Origin of the sequence: Kribbella sp. NPDC050281 (assembly GCF_040655855.1) — a bacterium.
Lineage (GTDB): Bacteria > Actinomycetota > Actinomycetes > Propionibacteriales > Kribbellaceae > Kribbella.
In genome coordinates this window covers 1-22,693 of record NZ_JBFAKS010000054.1, presented here as the reverse complement: position 1 = coordinate 22,693, position 22,693 = coordinate 1, and the positions used below count along the sequence as shown (strand labels likewise).

18 protein-coding genes are annotated in these 22,693 nt (G+C 68.8%); 14 read left to right on the top strand and 4 right to left on the bottom strand.

Features of this window, described 5'->3' with window-relative positions:
* From AB0I34_RS39240 to AB0I34_RS39210, 7 genes are read left to right on the top strand one after another with little or no spacing between them, the layout of a single operon-like run.
* On the top strand, positions 1 to 1,140 hold the full coding sequence (locus tag AB0I34_RS39240; protein WP_360456033.1) for a class I SAM-dependent methyltransferase: 1,140 nt from the start codon (positions 1 to 3) through the stop codon (positions 1,138 to 1,140).
* Position 1,141: 1 nt separating this feature from the next.
* Complete coding sequence (locus AB0I34_RS39235; RefSeq protein ID WP_360456030.1) at positions 1,142 to 2,452, top strand: hypothetical protein; 1,311 nt, start codon at positions 1,142 to 1,144, stop codon at positions 2,450 to 2,452.
* Positions 2,449 to 3,399, top strand: coding sequence for a glycosyltransferase (locus AB0I34_RS39230; RefSeq protein ID WP_360456027.1), 951 nt, complete (start codon positions 2,449 to 2,451; stop codon positions 3,397 to 3,399). Before AB0I34_RS39235 ends, AB0I34_RS39230 begins: the two co-directional genes overlap by 4 nt.
* Positions 3,396 to 4,649, top strand: a complete 1,254-nt coding sequence (locus tag AB0I34_RS39225; RefSeq protein WP_360456024.1) for a polysaccharide pyruvyl transferase family protein — start codon at positions 3,396 to 3,398, stop codon at positions 4,647 to 4,649. The genes AB0I34_RS39230 and AB0I34_RS39225 overlap by 4 nt, the downstream gene beginning before the upstream one ends.
* Before the next feature lie 8 nt (positions 4,650 to 4,657).
* Complete coding sequence (locus AB0I34_RS39220; protein ID WP_360456021.1) at positions 4,658 to 5,206, top strand: dTDP-4-dehydrorhamnose 3,5-epimerase family protein; 549 nt, start codon at positions 4,658 to 4,660, stop codon at positions 5,204 to 5,206.
* Positions 5,203 to 6,528, top strand: a complete 1,326-nt coding sequence (locus AB0I34_RS39215; RefSeq protein ID WP_360456018.1) for a glutamate-1-semialdehyde 2,1-aminomutase — start codon at positions 5,203 to 5,205, stop codon at positions 6,526 to 6,528. Before AB0I34_RS39220 ends, AB0I34_RS39215 begins: the two co-directional genes overlap by 4 nt.
* A 54-nt stretch (positions 6,529 to 6,582) precedes the next feature.
* Positions 6,583 to 7,476 (top strand): phytanoyl-CoA dioxygenase family protein, encoded by an 894-nt coding sequence (locus AB0I34_RS39210; RefSeq protein ID WP_360456015.1) that lies wholly within the window; start codon positions 6,583 to 6,585, stop codon positions 7,474 to 7,476.
* Between the two features lie 15 nt (positions 7,477 to 7,491).
* Here the strand turns inward: AB0I34_RS39210 and AB0I34_RS39205 are convergent, their stop codons facing one another.
* Positions 7,492 to 8,175 (bottom strand): phosphatase PAP2 family protein, encoded by a 684-nt coding sequence (locus AB0I34_RS39205; RefSeq protein WP_360456012.1) that lies wholly within the window; start codon positions 8,173 to 8,175, stop codon positions 7,492 to 7,494.
* A 264-nt stretch (positions 8,176 to 8,439) separates the two neighbouring features.
* On the opposite strand from AB0I34_RS39205, the gene AB0I34_RS39200 reads away from it, so the two are divergent.
* Genes AB0I34_RS39200 through AB0I34_RS39180 form a run of 5 tightly spaced genes read left to right on the top strand, consistent with a single transcriptional unit; the run spans position 8,440 to position 13,912 of the window.
* A complete protein-coding gene (locus tag AB0I34_RS39200; RefSeq protein ID WP_360456009.1) occupies positions 8,440 to 9,930 on the top strand; it encodes a sugar transferase in 1,491 nt (496 codons plus the stop codon).
* Positions 9,930 to 10,859: a GDP-L-fucose synthase gene (locus AB0I34_RS39195; RefSeq protein WP_360456006.1), complete on the top strand. Its 930-nt coding sequence runs from the start codon at positions 9,930 to 9,932 to the stop codon at positions 10,857 to 10,859. The genes AB0I34_RS39200 and AB0I34_RS39195 overlap by 1 nt, the downstream gene beginning before the upstream one ends.
* Positions 10,856 to 11,839 (top strand): GDP-mannose 4,6-dehydratase, encoded by a 984-nt coding sequence (gene gmd, locus AB0I34_RS39190; RefSeq protein WP_360456003.1) that lies wholly within the window; start codon positions 10,856 to 10,858, stop codon positions 11,837 to 11,839. Before AB0I34_RS39195 ends, gmd begins: the two co-directional genes overlap by 4 nt.
* Positions 11,840 to 11,842: 3 nt before the next feature.
* A complete protein-coding gene (locus tag AB0I34_RS39185) occupies positions 11,843 to 12,631 on the top strand; it encodes a WecB/TagA/CpsF family glycosyltransferase (RefSeq protein ID WP_360456001.1) in 789 nt (262 codons plus the stop codon).
* Between the two features lie 9 nt (positions 12,632 to 12,640).
* Positions 12,641 to 13,912, top strand: coding sequence for a hypothetical protein (locus AB0I34_RS39180; RefSeq protein WP_360455998.1), 1,272 nt, complete (start codon positions 12,641 to 12,643; stop codon positions 13,910 to 13,912).
* On the opposite strand, the gene AB0I34_RS39175 is transcribed toward AB0I34_RS39180, so the two are convergent.
* The 3 genes from AB0I34_RS39175 to AB0I34_RS39165 all read right to left on the bottom strand — a co-directional run bounded on the left by AB0I34_RS39175 (position 13,899) and on the right by AB0I34_RS39165 (position 19,428).
* On the bottom strand, positions 13,899 to 15,398 hold the full coding sequence (locus AB0I34_RS39175) for a fibronectin type III domain-containing protein (protein ID WP_360455995.1): 1,500 nt from the start codon (positions 15,396 to 15,398) through the stop codon (positions 13,899 to 13,901). The genes AB0I34_RS39180 and AB0I34_RS39175 overlap by 14 nt on opposite strands.
* 133 nt (positions 15,399 to 15,531) lie before the next feature.
* A complete protein-coding gene (locus tag AB0I34_RS39170) occupies positions 15,532 to 17,055 on the bottom strand; it encodes a fibronectin type III domain-containing protein (protein WP_360455992.1) in 1,524 nt (507 codons plus the stop codon).
* Between the two features lie 159 nt (positions 17,056 to 17,214).
* The gene (locus AB0I34_RS39165; RefSeq protein ID WP_360455989.1) at positions 17,215 to 19,428 is read right to left on the bottom strand and encodes a LamG-like jellyroll fold domain-containing protein; all 2,214 of its coding nucleotides are present in this window, start codon (positions 19,426 to 19,428) and stop codon (positions 17,215 to 17,217) included.
* A gap of 184 nt (positions 19,429 to 19,612) precedes the next feature.
* Here AB0I34_RS39165 and AB0I34_RS39160 point away from each other — a divergent pair, with 184 nt between their 5' ends.
* Positions 19,613 to 21,232: a Wzz/FepE/Etk N-terminal domain-containing protein gene (locus tag AB0I34_RS39160; protein WP_360455986.1), complete on the top strand. Its 1,620-nt coding sequence runs from the start codon at positions 19,613 to 19,615 to the stop codon at positions 21,230 to 21,232.
* A 10-nt stretch (positions 21,233 to 21,242) separates the two neighbouring features.
* Positions 21,243 to 22,556 (top strand): hypothetical protein, encoded by a 1,314-nt coding sequence (locus AB0I34_RS39155; RefSeq protein WP_360455983.1) that lies wholly within the window; start codon positions 21,243 to 21,245, stop codon positions 22,554 to 22,556.
* The last annotated feature ends 137 nt before the right edge of the window (positions 22,557 to 22,693 follow it).

Sequence of the window (22,693 nt, the reverse complement as noted above, 5' to 3'; positions counted from 1 at the left end):
GTGCGAGATCAACAAGAGGCGAGCTTCAAGTGTCGTGGGTGCGCGGGGGAGAACGTCGTACCCGTGGTGGATCTCGGTGCACAGCCGTGCGCCGACTACTTCCCGACGGCGGACACGCCGGGGCCTGATCCGCGCTGGCCGCTGGAGCTGTGGCTGTGCCGGGACTGCACGCTGGTGCAGCTCGGCCCGGTCGAGCCGCAGCTGCCCGAACCGCCGCTGGCGGTGGAGTCGGCGACGAGCATCGCGCACGCCGAGTCGTCGGTGAAGGAACTGCTGAGGGACTACCCGGAGCTCACCGGTGGAGTGGTCTTCGAGTTCGCCAGCCACCACGGTGGCTCCTGGCTCGAGCACCTGTACGCCGCCGGTTGCCGGCTGGCCGGTGACGGCGAACGAGCCGACCTGGTCGTGGACGTGCATGGCATCGCGCACGAGCCGTCGGTCGGCGAGATGCTGCGGCTGCGCGCCGAACGGCTCGCACCGGGCGGTCTGCTGGTGCTGGAGTTCCACCACCTGCTGCCGCTGTTCATCGGCAACCAGTTCGACACCATCCGGCACGGCCACTGGTCGTACCTGTCGCTCGGAGCGGTGAAGCGGCTGTCCGCCCTGCACGGGCTCGCGGTCGAGTCGGTGCGCCAGGTCGACATGTTCGGTGGCAGCCTGATGGTGATGCTGCGGCACGCGGACGACGCCAAGCCGGACGCATCGGTCGACGTACTGCTGGAGGACGAGGACGCGGCCGGCATCGCCGAGGAAGTCCAGTTGGCCAGCTTGCAGGAGGCCGCGTGGCACGCCGCCGGCGCGTTGCACGACGAACTGGTCCGGCACAAGGCCGCCGGGCGCACAGTGCTCGGGTACGGCGCTCCGTCGAAGGCGCCGGTGTTGCTCGACCTGAGCAGGATCGGGACCGACCTGCTGGAGTTCACCGTCGACGCCGCACCGGGCAAGCACGGACGCCGGATCCCCGGCGGCTGTGGTGTCCCGATCCGGCCGATCGACGAACTGCGGGCCGCACAGCCGGATGTCGTCCTGGTACTGACCTGGGACATCGCCGACGAGGTCATCTCCCAACTCGAAGCCGGTGGCGGCTGGGGTGCCACGTACCTGGTCCCGCTGCCCGAACCGCACGAAGTCGTGGGTTGACATGAAAGGTGTTCTGCGCCGCCTCACCTGGGGACTCGCTGACCAGGCTGTGACCAGCCTGGTCAGCTTCGTGGTCGGTATCGTCGTCGCGCGATCGCTGGGTGCCGTGGAGTTCGGCGCCTTCAGCCTCGCGTGGGTGACGTACGGGGTCGTGGTGAACATTTCCCGCGGCCTCGCCACCGACCCGTTGGCGGTGCGGTTCAGTGGAGTGCCCAGGCCGGTGTGGCGGAAGGCAGTGGCAAGTTCGACCGGGATGGCGATCGCGGTCGGTCTGATCATGGGCACGATCTGTGTGCTCGTCGGTGTCCTGCTCGGCGGCCGGCCGGGTGCGGCGTTCATCGCGCTCGGGATCGTGCTGCCGGGCCTGATGCTGCAGGACAGCTGGCGGTTCGCGTTCTTCTCGTCCGGCCAGGGTGGCAAGGCGTTCGTCGCCGACATCACCTGGGCCACCGCGCTCGTCCCGCTGCTCTACCTGGCGTCGCGGGACCCCAGTGTCACCCGGTTCGTGCTGGCCTGGGGACTGGCCGGGGCATTCGCCGCGCTGGTCAGTGGTCTGCAGGCAGGCGTCGCTCCCCGGTTGTTCAGGGCGCTCGACTGGTTGCGGCAGCACCGGGATCTCGGGCTGCGCTACCTGGCGGAGAACCTGACCATCAGCGGTGCCTACCAGTTCAAGATGTACGGTCTCGGCGCCCTCGCCGGGATCGCCGCGGTCGGTACCGTCCGCGGCGCCGAGATGATGCTGGGCCCGTTCTTCATCGTGCTGTCCGGGATCGGTCTGGTGGCGGTTCCGGAAGCCGCCAGGGTCCTTCGCCGGCGGCCACGGGCGCTGCCGTGGTTCTGCCTGCTGCTCGGTGGGGCTCAGGCCTTCGCCGCGTTGGCGTGGGGCCTGGCGCTGTTGTTCGCCCTGCCGGACGCATGGGGCCACGCGCTGCTGGGTGAGGTGTGGCTGACCTCGTCCGCACTGTTGCTACCGGCAACTTTGTCGGTGATGTTCGCAAGCTTCTACACCGGTGCGTCGGCCGGGCTGCGTGCACTCGGCGTGGCCAGGAGGAGTCTCCGCGCCCAGCTGTGGGCGTCGGCGGCGTACCTGATCGGCGGTGTCGGCGGCGCTGCCATCGCCGGTGCGCTCGGGTCGTCCTGGGGTGCGGCCTGTGCGACGTTCGTCGGCGCGATCGTGTGGTGGTGGAGCTTCGGGGTGGGGATCCGCGAGCGGTGGGCGCAGCTGGAAGCCGAGGCTGCCGAACCGGTCGAGGTCGTCCAGCCTCCCGAGGCCGCGGAGATACAGGAGATGCCAGAAATGAGGAGCACATGAACGCTGTACCACGGCTGAGCGTCGGCCTCCCGGTCTACAACGGGGAGAAGTATCTGGCCGAGTCCCTGGACGCCCTGCTGGGACAGACCTATACCGACTTCGAGCTGATCATCTCGGACAACGCGTCGACCGATCGGACCGCGGAGATCTGCCGCGACTACCTGGCGAGGGACTCGCGGATCAGCTACTTCCGCCAGCCGGTGAACATCGGCGCCACACCGAACCACAACTGGACCTTCGAACAGGCCCGCGGTGAGCTGTTCAAGTGGGCGTCGTACGACGACCTGTACGGCCAGGACCTGCTGCTGCGGTGCGTCGAGGCGCTGGATGCCGACCCCGGAATCGTGCTGGCCCACGCCCACCAGGCGATCATCGACGGCAACGGCGACATCGTGCTGAAGGTCGACTACCCGCTGGCCACCGACGACCCGAACCCGGTCGAGCGGTTCCGCAGCCAGCTGTTCGCGGTCGGCGGCGACGACTTCTACGGCGTGATGCGCTCCGACGTGTTGCGCCGTACGCCGCTGAACGGGAGCTACCACCACTCGGACCGGACGATCATCGCCGAACTGGCGTTGCACGGCCGGTTCTACCAGGTCCCCGAGCTGCTGTTCTTCCGCCGGGACCACCCGGACCGGGCAGAGCGGGCCAAGCCGACCATCCGGTCCCGCTCGGCGAACATGGAACCGCGGCGCGCCAGCCGGCTGCGCCATCCCACCGTCCGGCTGCTGGCCGAGTACATCGGTGGTTTCGTCGGCGCGATCCGCCGGGCGCCGTTGTCGTCCGCGCAGCGGCGCGGGTGCTACGCGCAGCTGATCCGCTGGATGGCCAGCCGGGCCAAACCCGGATCGAAGCAACGGATCGAGGACAGCGCGCCGCCGAGCGCCCCGATATCGATTCCGGACAGCTCGGCGGTGGCCGGTCAGAGGAGGGTCGCACAGGGATGAGCGCCGCCGTTGCGGGCAGGCCGCCGCGGATCGCCATCTTCGGCCTGCTGGGATCGGGCAACCTGGGCAACCACGGGTCGCTCGATTCGATGCTGTGGTTCCTCCGGCGCGACCACCCGGAGGTGGAGATCAGCTGCGTCTGCTCCGGCCCGGAGACGCTGGAGCGCCAGTACGGCATCCCGGCGACGGCGATGACCTGGTTCCAGGCCCACGGCCCCGGCCGGTCCCGGGTGTCCACGATCGCGCGCAAGATCTTCGGGAAGTTCGCCGACCTGGTCCGGATGCCGTTGCTGCTACGTCGCTACGACCTGATCATCGTGCCGGGCATGGGTGTGCTGGAGACGACGCTCGAGCTGAACCCGTGGGGCTTCCCGTACGCCCTGTTCCTGATGTGCCTGTCGGCCCGGATCGTGGGAGCGCAGGTCGCGTTCGTCAGCATCGGCGCGAACTTCGCGCGCGAACGGTCGATCCGCTACCTGTTCACCAACGCCGCGCGGATGGCGACGTACCGGTCCTATCGGGACAGCTATTCGCGCGACGCGATGCGGCAGATGGGATTGGACACCAGCAACGACGCGGTCTACCCGGACCTCGCGTTCGCGCTGCCGGAACCCAAGGAGCCGGAGTCGCGCGATCCGCGCCGGACCATCGGCCTCGGCGTGATGGAGTACCACGGCGCATCGACCGACCGGTCCCGGTCGGACGAGATCTACACCGAGTACGTCGGCAAGATCGTCGAGGTCGCCCGCCAGGTCGTCGACGAGGGCTACCGGATCCGGCTCGTCACCGGCGACCCGGCCGACGAGGCCGTCGTCACCGCCATCTCCGACGACCTGCGCCGGACCCGGCCGGACCTGGTCGACGAGCGACTGGTCCGGGAGCCCGCGGACTCGCTCGGCGAACTGATGGAGCAGCTGGCGAGCGTCGACCTGGTCGTTGCCTCGCGCTACCACAACGTGCAGTCGGCGCTGAAGCTGTCGAAGCCGACCATCTCGGTCAGCTACGCGGTCAAGAACGACATCTTGATGGAGGGGATGCGGCTGGCCGAGTTCCGGCAGCCGATCAAGGACCTCGACGTGACCCGGCTGATGGACCAGCTGCGGGCGCTCGAAGCGCGTGCGGGCGGCCTCGAGGCCGTGATGCAGGAGAGGAACGCCGAGTACGTCGAGCAGCTCGAGCAGCAGTTCGCCGTACTGTCCGACCGGTTCTTCGGCGCCGGACGGCCGATGGCGACAGGCAGCGACCAGTAGGAGGATCGATGGACGTCATTCAGGTTCCGAGGATCGCCGGCGCGCTGCTGTTCCTGCCTGAGCCCTACGTGGACGAGCGCGGCTTCTTCTGCCGCACCTTCGACCGCGCGGTGGTCGCCGCGGCCGGGCTCGATCCCGACGCGTTCGAGCAGGACAGCATCTCCCGCTCGGTCAAGGGTGTCGTCCGTGGCATGCATGTGCGGTCCGGGGCCGGTGAGGCCAAGCTGGTGCGCTGCTCGTCCGGTGCCGTGCTCGACGTGGTGGTCGACCTGCGGCCGGACTCACCGACGTACCGGAACACGGAGTACTTCGATCTGACCGGCGAGAACCAGGTCACGGTGTACGTCCCGGCCGGCTGCGCGCATGGCTTCCAGGCTCTGACCGATCCGGCCGACGTGTCGTACCGGATCGACCGGGCCCACGACCCGAGAGAGGACGTGTCGATCCGGTTCGACGACCCGGGTCTGGCCATCGAGTGGCCGCTGCCGGTCACGCTGATGTCCGAGCGGGACAAGGCCGCACCGTCGCTGGCGGAGGCCAGCAGGAGGCTGACATGACACCGACGGAGAAGTCGTTCGGCCGTTCGGTCGAGCTGAACGCACGATTGCAGGACGTCGTACCCGGCGGCGCGCACACTTACGCCAAGGGGGTGGACCAGTACCCGGAGAACATGGCGCCGGTGATGACGCATGGTCGCGGCGCCCACGTCTGGGATGCCGACGGCAACGAATACGTCGAGTACGGATCCGGCCTGCGCGCGGTCAGTCTCGGGCACGCCCACCCGGCGGTGCTGGAAGCGGTCCGCGCCCAGCTCGGCCTGGGCACGAACTTCGTCCGGCCGGGGGTGATCGAGCTCGATGCCGCCGAACGTTTCCTGGCGACCGTGCAGACGGCCGAGATGGTCAAGTTCGCCAAGAACGGCTCGGACGTCACCACCGCCGCCGTCAAGCTGGCCAGGGCCGCCACCGGCCGGCCGCTGGTGGCGATCTGCGAGGACCAGCCGTTCTTCTCGATCGACGACTGGTTCATCTCGACCACGGCGATGTCGGCCGGCATCCCTGGTTCGGCCGCCGACCTGACGGTCCGCTTCCCGTACGGCGATCTGCCCGCGACCGAGCGGCTGCTGCAGGAGCACGAAGGACAGGTCAGCTGCCTGATCCTGGAGGCAGCCACCCAGCACGACCCGCCGGACGGTTACCTGGCCGGCCTACGGGACCTGGCCCACCGGCACGGCTGCCTGCTGATCTTCGACGAGATGATCACCGGCTTCCGCTGGTCGGAGGCCGGCGCGCAGGCCGTGTACGGCGTCACGCCCGACCTCTCGACCTTCGGCAAGGCACTCGGCAACGGCTTCGCGATCTCGGCACTGGCCGGGAAGCGCGAGTTCATGGAGCGGGGTGGCCTGCGCGACGACCGCGAACGGGTCTTCCTGCTCTCCACCACGCACGGCGCCGAGAGCCACTCGCTGGCCGCGGCGATGGCGGTGCTGGACACCTACGAGAACGAAGGCATCGCAGCCCGGCTGCACGCGTTGGGCGACCGGCTGGCCGGCGGCGTCCGCGAGGTGGCCGAGGCGGCCGGTGTCGGCGATCACGTGGTGACCCGCGGCCGCTCCAGCAACTTGGTCTTCGCGACCCTCGACCAGGACCTGCAGCCGTCCCAGGAGTACCGGACGCTGTTCCTGCGTGAGCTGATCCTCGGTGGGGTGGTCGGTCCGTCGTTCGTCGTGAGCGCGGCCCTGACCGACGAGGACATCGCCCGCACGGTCGAGGCGGTCGCGCAGGCATGTGTCGTCTACCGCAAGGCGCTCGACGCCGACGACCCGAGGGGGTGGATGGGCGGACGTCCGGTCAAGCCGGTGTTCCGCCGATTTGCGTAGACGGTTCGGCGAAGTGCCGGCGCGGGGCCGGTTCCGTAAGAGGGGGGTTCCATCATGCATTCCATCTATGTCGACGCCGAGTTCGGCGACGACGAACGCAGGCAGAAGCTGTACGACGGCGACCTGTTCGTCTACTCACCGCGGCCGTCCACTCTGGCCCTCACCGAGTTCGCCGGTGAGATGGCCCGGGCGGCGTTCGCACCGCTGGATCCGGAGACGGCGCAGTTCGACATGGCCGTCGAGGACTACGCGGCGCTGCTGGCCGAACTCAAGCCGCGCTTCATCCATCACCCGGAGTCGAAGCGGCTGATCCAGGCGATGCTGGCCGACTTCGGCTGCGACACCGAGCAGGTCTACTTCGACGTACCGCGGATGCGGAGTTCGACGTCGAACGACTACCTGACCACCGGGATCGCGTTCGCCTTCCACCCGCACCGCGACACCTGGTACTCGGCGCCGCACTTCCAGCTCAACTGGTGGCTGCCGATCTTCCCGATCACCGCGGACAACGGGCTCGCCTTCCATCCGAAGTACTGGCAGACCCCGGTCAGGAACAGCTCCCGGGTCTACAACTACGCGGAGTGGAACGCGACCAGCCGGAAGATCGCCGCGACCCAGATCGGCACCGACACCCGGGTCCAGCCGGTGCCGGAGGAAGAGGTGGAACTGCTGCCGCAGATCCGGCCGATCTGCAAGCCGGGCGGCATCATCTTGTTCTCCGGTGCGCAGTTGCACTCCAGCGTGCCGAACACCTCGGGCCGGACGCGGTTCAGTATCGACCTGCGGACCGTGCACCTGGGCGACGCGATGGATCGCCGGTCGGCGCCGAACATCGACTCGGAGTGCACCGGTACGACGATGGGCGACTACCTTCGGGTCAGCGACCTGGAGCACATCCCGGCCGACGTCGTCCGTGAGTACGACACGCCGAGCCACGCGATCGCGTGACTGCTCCGGCCGGCGTCACTCCGACGCCGGCCGGGCCGCTCGCATCCGGGCGAGCCGGTTCATCACCAGCGCCGTCGGCGGGATCACGAACAGCCCGCAGCCGAAGCCGCCGAGCGCGTCGGTGGGGTAGTGAGCGGTCAGGTGGATCTGGGCAAAGGCGCTGAGACCACCGCCGATGACGGTGACGGTGAGCAGGATCGCCGTACCCGCGATCCGGCCCGTGCGCAGCAGGTCGGCCAGGAGCAGGCCGATCACCATCGCCGCCGCTGTGGCCGCGGCGACATGTCCGCTGGGATAGGACAGGAAGTCGTCGTGGATCCGGCGGTTCACCAGCGGTTTGAGCGCCGTCGTGAGCACGCTGGTCGTCACGATGCCGAGGACGGCGGCGACCGCCAGAGCCTGGCGTCCGGCGATCAGGCAGAGCGCTGCGGTGACGAACACCAGGACGACCCGGCCGACAGGCTCCCCGAGCCAGTCCATCGCGCGGACGAGGTTCCACGCCCCGGCGGGCGAGTCGTCGACGAGGTTCTGCACCCGGACATCCAGCCGGCTCGGGCCGGTGTCGCCGGCGTACAGCACGGCCGGGACGATCCACAGCACCGCCCCGATGACCGCCAGTACGACGGCCGGCCCGCGGACCGCCGGCACCAACGCCGGCCGCATGGCCGCACGCGGCCGAGCAGCATCCTGCGACGCCATTCCTTACCCCCACCCCACCAGTCCCGCACCCCGACGCAAATTCTATCCAAGGGTTCCTGAGCCGCCGTCGCCGACGGCCCTCGGTCGTAGTACTGTGCGATGTCGCACCGCCGACGGGCGGGTGAATTTCTGGGGATGTGGGGCACGCATGCTTTGTCGTCGCCGTGGGTGGCGATCTCCGTTGGACAGTGTTGATGGCAGACTGCACGCTGCGACGGACACGTACCGTGTTCGTGCACTTGCAGCTTGGAGCAAGGGGCCGTTTTGAGCGGAGCAGAGGCGCCGGATGCGGTTGACGGCCGCCGTCCGCTGTGGGTGCTTCCGCGCGAGGTGCCGGCGATCGTCCCGCTCCCGTCGCGGTCGACCGAGCCGCGCTGGATCGGTGTGTACCGCTGGGCCGCCGTCGGCGGTGACCTGCTCGCGGCCATGCTCGGTGTCTCCATCGCTCTGCTGACCCGGTTCGGCTACCACGTCGGCAGCGGCTATCTGATTGTCAGCAGCCTGCTCCCGCTGGCCTGGGTCGGCGCGGTCGCCATGTCCAAGGGGTACGACCCTCGCTACTTCGGTGCCGGACCGGACGAGTTCCGGTCGCTGCTGCGGTCCGGAGTTGGCCTCACCGCAGCCGTGGCGATGGCGGCGTACGTGACCAAGACCGAGATCGCGCGCGGCTTCGTTGTACTCGCGATTCCGGTGATGGTCGGTTCTGCCTTGGTACTGCGGTACGCCCTGCGCAAGGACTTGCACCGGCACCGGGTCAGAGGCCGCTGCATGCATCGGGTTCTCGTGGTCGGGCGAAATGGCCCGGCCGCAACACTTTGTGAGCACTTGGAGAGCCGTCCGACGGACGGCTTCCGCGTCGTGGCCACCTGCCGCCCGCGCGGCGACCAGCACGGGACCGGGCCGATGCCGTCGGAGGAGCTGGACGAGCCGGACATCCTGGCCGCCGCCGACCGGCACGCGGTCGAGGTCGTGGCGATCGCCACCGAGCCCGAGCTCGCCGGGCAGTCGCTGCGCCGGCTGTCGTGGGCCTTGGAGCAGCGCGGCATCGAGCTGATCGTCTCGCCCGGCATCATCGAGGTCGCCGGTCCCCGCATCTCGGTCCGGCCGGTCGCCGGTCTGTCCCTGCTGCACCTGGAGCGGCCGTCGGTCAGCGGCGGCCCGCACCTGATGAAGGCGGTCTTCGACCGGATCCTGGCACTCGGGATGATCGTCCTGCTCGCGCCGGTGCTGATCGGTCTCGCGATCGCCGTCCGGCTGTCCAGCACCGGACCCGTGCTGTTCCGTCAGCAGCGGGTCGGCCGGGGCGGCGCCGAGTTCACCATGCTGAAGTTCCGCAGCATGTACGCCGATGCCGAGCACCGGCTCGGTGACCTGTTCGCACTGAGCGACGGCAACGGCGTGATCTTCAAGATGCGCGACGACCCGCGGATGACCCCGTTCGGCCGGTGGATCCGCCGCTTCTCGCTCGACGAGCTCCCGCAGCTGTTCAACGTGCTGCGCGGCGACATGTCCCTGGTCGGCCCCCGCCCTCCGCTGTCGGAGGAGGTCGCGCTGTACGCTGCCGACGACTCCCGCCGGATGCTGGTCAAGCCCGGCATCACGGGACTGTGGCAGGTCAGCGGCCGCAGCGACCTGTCCTGGGACGAGTCGGTCCGGCTCGACCTGCGGTACGTCGACAACTGGTCGATGACGCTGGACCTGCTGATTCTCTGGAAGACCGTGCGCGCGGTGATCTACGGCGCAGGAGCGTACTGATGGACCTGAAAGCACCGGTGTACGTCGCGGGCCACCGCGGCCTGGTCGGGTCCGCGATCTGGCGGCGGTTGGAAGCGGCCGGCTTCACCCAACTGATCGGCGCGTCGTCGGCGGACCTGGACCTGCGGGACCGGGCCGCGACGTTCGCGTTCCTGGCCCACCACCGGCCGGCCGTGGTGATCGACGCGGCGGCCCGCGTCGGCGGCATCCTCGCGAACCGCGACCACCCGACCGAGTTCCTCAGCGACAACCTGCGCATCCAGGTGAACCTGATGGACGCGGCCCTCGAGGTCCGCACGCCCCGGCTGCTGTTCCTCGGCTCGTCCTGCATCTACCCGAAGTACGCCGACCAGCCGATCCGCGAGTCGAGCCTGCTGACCGGTGAACTGGAGCCGACCAACGACGCGTACGCGATCGCCAAGATCGCCGGCATCATGCAGGTCCAGGCGGTCCGCCGCCAGTACGGGCTGCGCTGGATCTCGGCCATGCCGACCAACCTCTACGGGCCGAACGACAACTTCGACCTGACCAGCTCGCATGTGCTGCCTGCGTTGATCCGGCGGTTCGACGACGCCCGTCGTACCGATGCCGCTGAGGTCGTGCTGTGGGGGAGCGGGACGCCGCGGCGGGAGTTCCTGCACGTCGACGACCTGGCCGATGCGTGCCTGCACCTGCTGGAGCACTACGACGAGCCGGAGCCGATCAACGTCGGCGTCGGCGAGGATGTGACGATCCGCGAGCTGGCCGAACTGGTGGCCCGGGTGGTCGGCTACACCGGTGCCATCAGCAACGATCTGTCCAAGCCGGACGGTACGCCGCGCAAGTTGCTCGACGTGAGCCGGTTGCGGGCACTCGGCTGGAAGCCGTCGATCGGGCTCGAGGAAGGCGTCGCGGCCACCTACGCCTGGTATCAGGGGCGGACCTCATGAAGAAGGCGTTCGTCACCGGGATCACCGGGCAGGACGGGTCGTACCTGGCGGAGCTGCTGCTGGAAAAGGGGTACGAGGTCCACGGCCTGATCCGCCGGGCGTCGACGTTCAACACGCGCCGGATCGACCACCTGTACGAGGATCCGCACGCGAAGGACAAGCGGCTGTTCCTGCACTACGGCGACCTGACCGACGGGTCGCGGCTCGTCACTCTGCTGGCGTCGATCCAGCCGGCCGAGGTCTACCACCTGGCTGCGCAGAGCCATGTCCGGGTCAGCTTCGACGAGCCGGAGTACACCGGTGACACCACCGGGATGGGGACGACGCGGCTGCTCGAGGCGATCCGGATGATCGGGCTGGACTGCCGGTTCTACCAGGCGTCGTCGTCGGAGATGTTCGGTGCGACGCCGCCGCCGCAGAACGAGGAGACCCCGTTCTACCCGCGGTCGCCGTACGGCGCGGCCAAGCTCTACAGCTACTGGATGACCCGGAACTACCGCGAGGCGTACGACATGTTCGCGGTGAACGGGATCCTGTTCAACCACGAGAGCCCGCGCCGCGGAGAGACCTTCGTGACCCGGAAGATCTCCCGCGCGGTGGCCCGGATCAAGCTCGGCCTGGAGCAGCGGGTGTACCTGGGCAACCTGGAGGCCGCCCGCGACTGGGGCTATGCGCCGGAGTACGTCGAGGGCATGTGGCGCATGCTGCAGCACGACACCCCCGCCGACTACGTGATCGCGACCGGGACGTCGTACTCCGTCCGCGACTTCGTCTCGCTGGCGTTCGACCACGTCGGGCTGGACTGGGAGCAGTACGTCGACTACGACGCGCGGTACGAACGCCCGACCGAAGTGGACTCGCTGATCGGGGACGCGTCCAAAGCCACGACCGAGCTCGGGTGGAAAGCCCAGGTGCATGTGCCCGAGCTGGTCCGGATCATGGTCGACGCGGACCTGGCCGCGCTGACCCGCGAGGACTGAGGAATGACTGCGGAGACCACTGACCCCCGGCTCGCCACGTCGGCGCACGATCGCGTCGACGTACTCGGGATCCACGTGAGCGTGACCGATCTGGACGAGACGGTCGAGACGTTCGCGCGCTGGATCGACGACGGTGAGCGGCAACTGGTCTGCGTCTCGGACGTGAACGCGCTGCTGCACGCGCGCGCCGACGAATGGTTGACCGAGGTCTACAACAACGCCGGGCTGACGGTCGCCGACGGGATGCCGCTGGTGTGGGCGGGCAAGCGAGCCGGTTTCGACCGGATGGCGCGCGTCGCCGGCCCGGACCTGCTCGAGCGCGTGATGGCAGAGGCTGCCGATCGGGGCTGGACACAGTACTTCTACGGCGGCGCCGAGGGCGTGGCCGAGGATCTGCGGGACACGTTCCAGGAGCGCCACCCCGCGTTGAAGGTGGTCGGTACCGACTGCCCGCCGTACCGGCCGCTCACCGAGGCGGAGGACGCCGCGGCCGTCGCACGGATCAACGCGGCGAAGCCGGACATTGTCTGGGTCGGTCTCGGCGCGCCCAAGCAGGAGCGCTGGATGGCCGAACACCGGGACCGGCTGAACGCGTCGATCCTGATCGGGGTCGGCGCCGCCTTCGACTTCCACACCGGCCGCCTGGACCGGGCACCGCTGTGGATGCAGCGGTCCGGGCTGGAGTGGAGCTACCGGCTGTACAAGGAGCCGCGGCGCCTCTGGAAGCGCTATCTGCTGGGCATCCCCCGTTTCGGCGTCGGCATCCTCCGGCGACCTCCGCGTCCGGTCTAGGGTGCTTCAGTGAGGTTCCGGCGGCCGAAGCTACGTCGGCTGGCCGGGCCGGCCGGTCGCGCCAGTTGGGGTTTGGCCGACCAGGCGCTGTCGAGTCTGAGCAATCTCGCCGTCGGAGTCGTCGTCGCCCGCTCCAGCACTGTCGCTGACTTCGGTGTCTACGCGCTGGCCTTCGGGGGCTACACGATCGCGTTGAACGTGTCCCGTGCGGTCGCGACCGAGCCGCTGGCAGTCCGGCATTCCGGAGACCGGACTCCTGACTGGGAACGAGCAGTGCGCGCCAGTACGGCGACCGCGTTGCTGGCCGGGTTCCTCGGGATGCTCGTGGGGCTGGGGATCGCGGCGTTCCCGGGCGTGCCGTCGAAGGGAGTGCTGATCGCCTTCGCGGTGACGATGCCGGGGTTGCTGCTGCAGGACGCGTGGCGGTGGGCGTTCTTCGTCGTGGGGGAAGGGCAGAAGGCGCTCGTCAACGACCTGATCTGGTTGCTGGCGATGCTGGTGATCTTCGGCGGGCTGTATCTCACCGACACGGCATCCGCGTCCACCCTGACGTTCGCGTGGGGACTGGGTGCGGTGATCGCGGCTGTCGCCGGGCGGTTCCAGGCCGGGATCTCGCCGCGCCGGCAGTTGATCCGCGAATGGGTACGGCGGAACTGGGACCTCACCCCGAAGTACATGGGGGAGATGCTCGCGGTCTCCGGCACGATCCAGGTCTACATGCTCGGCATCACCGCCGCGGCCGGTCTTGCCGCTACGGCCGGCATCCGCGGTGCGCAGGTGCTGCTGGGTCCCGTGAACGTCATCAACCAGGGCATCCGGATGATCTCCGTCCCCGAAGCCGCCAGGGCCTTGCGCCATTCGTACCGCCGGCTGTGGCTGGTCGGTCTCGCGATCTCGTTGGGCGTCGGCGCGGGCGCCCTTGCCTGGGGAGCCGTCTTCCTTCTGCTGCCGGCCACCGTCGGCCGTGAGCTACTCGGACCCGGAGTCTGGACGCAGGCTCACGCCGTACTGATCCCCGTCATCCTGCTGCAGGCTCTCGGGGCCTCCAATGCCGGTGCCTTCGCCATCCTCCGCGCCCTCGCGGCCGCCACCCGAGGCCTCCGCGTGCGGCTCATGTCCTCCGTCATCCTCATCACCTTCGGCGTCGGCGGTGCCGTCCTGGCCGGCTCCAAAGGCGCCGCCTGGGGCCTGGCCAGTGCTTCGTTCTGCACCCTTCTCCTGTGGTGGAACGAAGCCCACCGAGCTATCGCCGCCCACCGCCGCGCCGTCAGCGCACCGTGATTGTTGAGTAGCCGCCTCGTACGGCGTTGTGGCCGTCGTAGGCCTCGATGCGGTACATCTGCGTCGTACCGGACGGAGCAGTCGGATCGGTGAGGGTGATGGTCGGACGGCTCCAGAAGGTGGAGTTGGCGGTGGTGGTCGCGACGATCGTGTTGGTGGCGCCGCGGAGCAGCCGATAGGTCAGGGTGATGTCGTCGTTGTCCAGCGAGGTCTGGACGGTGGCCTTGACCTGACCAACCGTCGTACTGGAGAGCGTCGGCAGGACCGGACCAAGGGGAGCGGCGCCGTTGCCGAGGTTCGTGAAGCGGGTCAGGCCCTGCTGACCCACGCCGTTGACCTTGGTGAAGTCGCCACCGACCCACAAGTCGCTCCCACCGGTCGCGGACACGAGCGGACCGACCAGCGTCGGCGGACCGGCGTTCGTGTTCGGGAACCAGGGTCCGAGCGACCCGTTGGCCGGGTTCTGCAGCAGCAGGAAATGCGTGCCGGTGCCGTCGCTGAAGGCACCCGGGCAGCTGTGCGCGTGCGATCCCTTGAACAGCCATCCGTTCACCACGGTCAGTGCCTCGGTCGCGCCCAGACAGGTGTTCTTCCACACCAAGTTGCCGGTGGCAACATCCGCGGCCCAGGTCCCGTCGAAGCAACCACCGCCGTCGCCGGCGTTGGCGAAGTACACCCGGTTCCCGGACGTCTCGATGTCCTTCACCCGGGACGTGCACCCACTGGTCGGGAGCGGTACGGCGGACGCCGCGGCGAACGGGAGCAGTGCGCCGGTCGAGTTGTTCACACTCGCGACGGCCCAGCGACTCACTCCGCCGACCTTGGCGAACGTGCCGCCCAGATAGACCTTCGAGTTGTCGTCGGCCGCATCGATCGCGTAGACGTCGGCGTCCGCGTTCGGGTTCCACGGCAGCAGGCTGCCGTTGACCGTGCTGATCGCGGCCGCGCGGTTCCGGGCGATGTTGTTGACCAGTCCGAACGATCCTCCGAAGTACAGGCTGGTCCCGCCGATCGCGAGTGCCTTGACCCGGTAAGAGACGCTCGGCTTGATGGTGGACACCAGCGCGCCGGTTGCCGCGTCGAACGCCGCGATCCGGTTGCGCACCTGGCCGTCGACGCGGGTGAAGTCACCGCCGACGTACACCCGGGATCCGTCGGCCGACGCGACGATCGCCCAGACGAAACCGTTCAGGGTGTGGTTGAAGCTCGTGTCGAGCGCACCGGTCGTCTGGTTGAAGGCCGCCAGATAAGTCCGCGTCGTCTGGTTCGTCCCGGCCGCCGCACCCGGCGGACGGACCTTCGTGAACCGGCCGCCGACGTACGCCTTGCCCTTGGCAACGGCCAGGCCGAGCACACTCGCATCGGTCTGCCAGGACGATCCCGCGACGGCGGTCAGTGACGCGCCGGTGCTGACAGCTGGTGGTGCCGGGATCAGGCCGAACGCCAGACCCGCCGCCCCGAGCACAGCAAGCAGTCTTCTCCCCATGATTCCCCCCAGTTCCCGAGTACCTCAGATGTCCCCGTACCCCAGTTCCCCGGACTCCCAGGCTACGACCGGCAGGCCCGCGCCGATCCACAGCCGAAGGGGGTCTGCCCTTTCGAGCAGACCCCCTGACGACCTACTTCACCTTGATCGAGACCGACGGGCCCTTCACGATGTTGCGGCCGTCGTGCACCTCGATGTGATAGGTGACCGTCTGGCCACTCTTCACACCCGTGTCGACCATCGAGTACAGCTTGCGCTTCTCCCAGTAGTAGGAGACGTAGTTGTACGAACCGACGTTCGTCGAGCCCCGGAACACGTTGTACGTCAGCGTCAGGTTGTCCACGTCGTAGACGTCGTTGAACGCCACCCGGACCTGGTTGGCCGTCGTACTGGTCAGGGTCGGTGCCGTCGGCTTGGCCGGGTAGGCGCCGCCCGGGGTGTTGGTGAACCGGGCCAGGCCCTGCTGCACCGCGTTGTTCACGTGCAGGAAGTCGCCGCCGACCCACAGGTCGGTGTTGGTGCCGGCCATCGCCAGCGGTCCGACCTTGGTGGTGCTGTTCGGGTTGGCGTCGGTGTTCGGGAACCACGGGCCGAGCTTGCCGTTGGTGCCGCTCTCGACCAGCAGGTAGTGCGTACCGGTGCCGTCGCCGAAGGCGCCCGACGAGCTGCAGTTGTGTGCGTGCGAGCCCTTGTAGACCCAGCTGCCGATCGCCTTGATCGCCTCCGTCGCGCCCAGGCACTTGTTCTGCCAGAGCAGTTCGCCGGTGGTCGCGTTGGCGGCCAGGACGCCGTCGTAGCAGCCGCTGCCGTCACCGCCGTTGGAGACGAACACCTTGTCGCCGAGGGTGTCGATGTCCTTGACCCTGGTCGTACACGTGGCCGTCGGCTTCGGGATCGCCGCCGCGGCCGGCATCGAGTACGCCGCTCCGGTCGTGGTGTTCACCATCGCCAGCGAATAGTGGTCCTTGCCGTTGATCGTGCTGAACGGCCCGCCGACGAAGACCCTGGTGCCGTTGTCGGACACGTCGATCGCGTACACGTCCTTGTTCGCGTTCGGGTTCCACGCCGTCAGGTCGCCGTAGAGCAGCCGGACCGCGGCGAGCCGGTTGCGGGTCTGGCCGTCGACGCGGCCGAAGGCGCCGCCGATGTAGACGGTGCTGCCGGAGATGGCGAGCGCCTTGACGCGGGCCGCGACGACCGGGTTCCAGGCCTGCACGATCCGGCCGGTGACGGTGCTGTACATCGCGATCTTGCTGCGCTTCAGGCCGTTCGCGACGGTGAAGTCACCGCCGATCACCACCCACTTGCCGTCCGGGCTGGTGGCGATGCTGTACACCGGGCCGTTGAGGGTCGGCGCGAACGTGGTCGGTGCGCCGGTGGTCCGGTCGAAGGCGGCGACGTAGGTGCGGACTACTTCGCCCTGACCGGCGGCCTTGCCGGGTGGGCGGATCCGGGTGAACAGACCGCCGGCGAAGACGGTGTTCCCGGCGATGGCCAACGCGTTGACGCTGTTGTTGGTCTGCCACGAGGTCTGCTTGATCGCCGAGACGGCGGAACCGAAACCTGGGGCCGCCGCCACCACTGGCGGACCGGACGGAATCAGTGCGGCGGCCACCACCGCCGCGCCGGTGACGATGGCCAGAACTAACTTCTTCATTTATGTCCTTCGGACGGGCGGGTGCCTCACAACGGTGCGTGGCCTCAAAACACACACCAGCAGCGGACATTAGCGGGGTGGGAGCTCGACCGGAAGGCGAGCTCCCACCCGCGTTATGACTTTGTGTCGCAAACCCGAAAAACTTGTCCGAAGCCTTACTCAGCGGGCCTTGAAGTGCGACTGCACCTGGACCGGAGTGAGTGCGTACGGGTACACCGCGCCCTCGTCGATGCTCATCCCGACCTGGCTCGCTCCACCGCCCGGCCAGTTGGTGTTGTTGTCGTACCCGAGCCGCCACCAGCCGTAGTACAGCGACGCGGTTCCGACACTTGCGCTTCCTGCGAGCGCACCGTCGACGTACAGCTTCATCGCGCCGTTGTCGAAGGTGCCGACGACGTGGTGCCACTGGCCGTCGTTCTTGCCCGAGGTGCTGGTCAGCGTCTTCTGGGCGCCGTCGTTCACCCCGAACACGATCGACCCGTTGGTGCGCATGTACAGCTGCCGGTCGCCACCGGTCGCACTTGTGCCGGCCTTGGAGTTGCCGAAGCCGATGATGCGTCCGCCGCGGTTGGTGCCGCTCTGCTTGACCCAGGCCTCGACGGTGAACTGCTGCGGCATGCTGTAGCCCTTTTCGGACGTCATCCGGCCGCTGGTCAGCGTCGCCGTCATCGCGGTGTTCCCCGCGATCGCACCGGGCTGGCCGAGCACCGCGCCACCGAAGGTGCCGTTGTTGCTCTGCCCGGACGAGTCGACGGACGTCGTCGCACCGGCCGCCTCACCCAGCCGCCAGTAGCCCTGCGGACCGTCGGCGTTGATGATCTGGTCGTACGCCGTGGACGGCGCACTGGCGACCGTGACCGGGTCCGAGTAGTTGCCGCGCAACGTCGTACTTCCGTCGGTCACCTCGACCCGGTAGTTGGGCGTCTCGCCCGGCACCACGTTGGTGTCGGTGTAGTGCAGCCACGGCCGGTCCCACGGGGTCGACTTGGCTGTCCAGGTCGCGATCGTGGTGTTGCTGAAGCCCTTCAGCAGCCGGTAGGTCAGCGTGCTGTCGTCGTTGTCGACCACGGTCGGGAAGTGGATCTGCACCACACCCGGCTGGACGCTGTACGGCAGCAGCTTGGCCGGCTTGGCCGGAGCCGCACCTGGCGTCGCGTTGGTGAAGCGGGTCAGGCCCTGCTGGCCGACGCCGTTCGTGCTGAAGAAGTCGCCACCGACCCAGAGGTCGTCGCCACCGGTCGCGAACGCGAGCGGTCCGACCTCGGTGGGCGGTCCGGCATCGGTGTTCGGGTACCACGGGCCGAGCGTGCCGTCGGAGATCTTCTCCACCAGCAGGTACCGGTAGTCGAAGCCCTGCGGGAAGCCGCCGGCGCCCTGGTTGGCGCAGTCATGCGCGTGCGAACCCTTGTAGAGCCAGCCGTTGACGACCTTGACCGCCTCGGTCGCGCCCAGGCACGAGTTCTTCCACTTCAGCGCGTTGGTCGAGACGTCGACCGCCCAGGTGCCGTCGAAGCAGCCGCCGCCGTCACCGCCGTTGCCGAAGTACACGGTGTCGCCACTGGCGTCGATCGCCTTGACCCGGGTGGTGCAGGAGCCGTTCGGCGGCGGGACCGCGGACGCACCCGGGAACGGCAGTACGGCGCCGGTCGCCGGGTCGAGGCTGGTCACGGTGTTCTGGTTGGTGCCGTTGACCGCGCTGAACTGGCCACCGGCGTACACCTTGGAGCCGTCGTCCGCGGCGTCGACGGCGTACACGTCGCCGTTCACCGACGGGGCGAACGGGAGCAGGGTGCCGGCGTCCGCGCTGACGGCCGCGAGCCGGTTCCGGGTCAGGTTGTTCACCAGGCCGAAGGATCCACCGAAGTAGACGGTGTTGCCGTGCACGGCGATCGCCTTGACCCGGAAGGAGACCGACGGCTTCCAGGTCGTCACCAGCGCACCGGTGGCGGTGTCGAAGGCCGCGATCCGGTTGCGGGTGACGCCGTTGACGGTGGTGAAGTCACCACCGACGAAGATCCGCGATCCGTCGGCGGAGGCCGCGACCGCGTAGACCTGGCCGTTGAGGACCGGGTTGAACGCGGTGACCAGAGCACCGGTGTTCTCGTCGAAAGCGGCGAGGTACGCCTGCGCGACCTCTCCGGTCCCGGCTGCGGCGCCCGGTGGCCGCACGCTCGTGAATCGGCCGCCGGCGTACGCCTTGCCCGCTGCGACCGTGATGCCCTGCACACTTCCGTTGGTCTGCCAGGTCGGGCTCGCCACTGCTGACAGCGAGGCCTCGACGCTCTGGGCGGGCGGCGCGAAAACGACCACCAGTGCCCCGGCGACGAGAGCGCCCACGAGCCCCAGACGCGTGAGCAACCATCTCTTGTTCATCCTGCGGTGTCCCCCTCGGACGGAAGGCGCGCGAAACGGCGCCAAATCAAATTCCCGGCAGCCCCCGGGAATCCCCCGGAGGTCACAGTAGGGCATGGACCGGACTCTTCGGTACGCACGATCCCTGCTGCCTATATCCTGGGTCGCTGGCACCGAGCCTGTGGGCGATGGAAGTGGGGTAGGGATGGAACCGGGCACCGTGGTCTGGCGGGAGACCGCTCAGTCACTGCTACGGCAGAAGTGGCTCATCATGGGCTGCATCGTCCTCGGCCTGCTCGGAGCTTCTGTCTTCGCGCTGTCCCAGACGACGCGGTGGACCGCCTCGAGCCAGTTGGTACTCGGGCCGGCGGTCCCGCCGGCCCTGGTCGGGAAGCTGCCCACCACGGACAAGACCGGTCCGCTCGGGATGGATCTGCCCGCCGAGACGCAGGCCCGCGTGATGGCCAGCCCGACGCTGCTGCACAGTGTGGCGAAGTCGCTCGGCATGGACACCACCGACGACGCGATCCAGGAACTGGCGTCGGTGACCCGGGTCAAGGCGGTCACCGACAACGCGTACCTGGTCACCACCGACGGACCGACCGCGGCGAAGGCGGTCGAGCGGGCCAACGCGATCTCCAGCATCTACCTGAAGCAGCGCAACGACGAGGCCAAGGCGCTGCTGACCACGCTCGCCGGGCAGGCCCAGGACCGGTCCAAGACCGCGACCCAGCAGTCGAAGAGCCTGGTCAGCCAGATCGACGAGGCAGTCCAGCGGGGCGACTCCCAGACCGCCGCCGCGCTGCGCGACCAGCGGGTCGGGTTGGCGACCGAGGCCCGGCAGGCGGCCGACGACGCGGCCGCGATGGTGAAGGCGCTGACCACGGTCGGCTCTGGTAGTGAACTGGTCACCCCGGCCACCACGGATACCGCGACGTCCTCACCGATGGTTGCCCGCGACATCCTGGTGGGCGGCATCCTCGGTCTGGTGCTCGGCTTCGGTCTGGCGCTGCTCCGGTCGCACCTGACGCCGTACATCGTGACTCGCGACCAGGCGGCCCGTGCGGCGAGCTCGCCGGTCATCGCCGCGTCGGAAGGCAACCGGCGCCGGTTCTGGCATCGGACGGCTCCCGAGTTGCCGCAGTACGAGATCACTGCGCTGGGTGCGGAGGCGAGCGGTGCGCTTGCCCGCCGCGAGTTGAACCCGCGCGCCTTCGCCGGTGGCGGTCCGGGCGCGATGCTTGTCGTCTCCGCATCCCCGACGCCGAACTCGGCCGGTATCGCGCTGGCGATGGCCGAAGCGAACGCTCGCGACGGCCGGGAGACCTTGCTGGTCCTGGCAGACATCGAAGGTACGCCGGTTCTGTCGCACGTGACCGGGCACGAGGGGCTGACCGACCTGGTGATGGAGCCTGCGGCGACGCGGGCGATCCGGGCGCGGAAGCTGTTCCGCCCGGGCACGGTCGCCGATCTGTACGTGCTTCCGCCCGGCCTGAACCACGAGGAGACGGCTGCGGCCGTTGGTCCGTCGCTCGTGCCGGGGATCGTGGCGGACCTGCCGCCTGGGTACTCCGTCGTCATCCACGGACCGGCGTCGGTCGGCCGGCACGGGATCACGCCGCTGGCCGCGGCTGTGGACGCGTCGGTGCTGGTGGTGCAGGTCGGGCACGACAAGGAGATGGACGTGGCTCGGCTGACCGGTGCGTTGCAGTTCGCCGGTGCTCCGGTGCTGGGCGTCGTACTGATCGGTGCCTCGCCGCACGACGAGACACTGGGCATTCCGTTGAACTACAAGCCGCTCGACACCGCCGCACCGCTGCGCTGATCGTGTTGTCATGATGCGATCCGCGACCGCCTACCGTTCTGGTGGGACTCGTCTGGCGCCGCCGGTGCCGGGCACGGTCGACGGCGAGATCCAGAAGCCGGCGTGGTTCTGGCTGGTGTTGTGGTGCTTGTTCGTCCTGGGTGTGCAGCCGTGGTCGTCGCGAGTCGCGGCGCCGCAGGGGACCACCGGGTCGACCAACAGTGTGATGAAGGGGCTGCTGCTCGGGGCGATCTTCCTGATCGCGATGGCTGCGACCAAGCCTGGATTCCGGACCCGGGTGAATCCGGCGAGCAGTCTCTACGTGCTGTACGTGATGTTCGCGGTCGCCACGGCGTTCCTGCTGGCGGAGCCGCTCGGGCCGCTGACCCGGTTGGCGCGGTTCATGATCGGGCTGATCCTGGTGTTCCTGCTCTGGCGGCCGCTGGTGCAGGTGCCGGAGCGGTTGGTGCGGGCGCATCTGTGGGCGCATGTGTTGCTGGCGGCCACGGTCGTGGCGAGTCTGGCGTACGCACCCAGTCAGGCGTGGCGGCCGCTCAGCTCGCTCGGCACTGGGTATCGCCTGCAGGGTGTCATCATCCCGATGCTGCCGCCGCGGGTCGGTGAGGTCGGCGCGATCCTGTTCGGGCTGGCGCTGCTCGGGCTGCTGTGCCGGAAGCTGTCGATGATCCCGTCGGTCGGGCTGATGGGGTTGGGCGTCGTTCTGGTGGCGTTGAGCCGGACCCGTACGTCGGCGGCGGCGATCGCGTTCGGCTTGGTGATCGCGTTGATCATCACCCGGAAGACGTGGGCCGGGCGGATCGCGAGTCTGGTGGTGCCGGGGCTGATCGGGATCGCGTTCCTGACCATCGGATCGCTGCACACGTGGGTGTTGCGTGGGCAGGGGACACAGCAGATCAGCTCGCTCAGTGGGCGTACGACGAGCTGGCAGGCGGTGCTGGACGAGAAGGTGTCGATCCAGACCGCGATCATCGGCCACGGCCTCGGCAACAAGCGGGTACTGCTGCGTCGCGGTGAGGGCGACATCGATGTGATGGCGATCGACAACAGCTGGCTCGGCCTGTACTGGGAGACCGGTCTGCTCGCGGTCACGATCGTCGCGATCGCGTTGATCCTCGCGTGGGTCTCGGTTCTCCGAGCCCCCACGCCGTACATCCGAGCCTGCGGCGCCCTCCTCCTCGGCTACGTCACCGCCGCTTCCCTCAACGAAAGCGGCCTCTCCGACCTCAGCTCCATGACCGTCCACCTCTTGGTAGCCGCCGCCATCTGCGACGCCGACCGAATCCGCCAAAGATCCCGAAACCAGGCCAGAGCTCTAACCCGCTAACACCTCTCGGCAGCCCCGCCACACCAGTTGCTCAGCGTGCCGGCCTGACCGCCGCCCTGCAGCTAGCCCTGGGCGATGCTGTCGCCGATCGTGGACCAGCGGATCGGCTCTTCCGACTGTAGTGCGGCCGCCAGGGC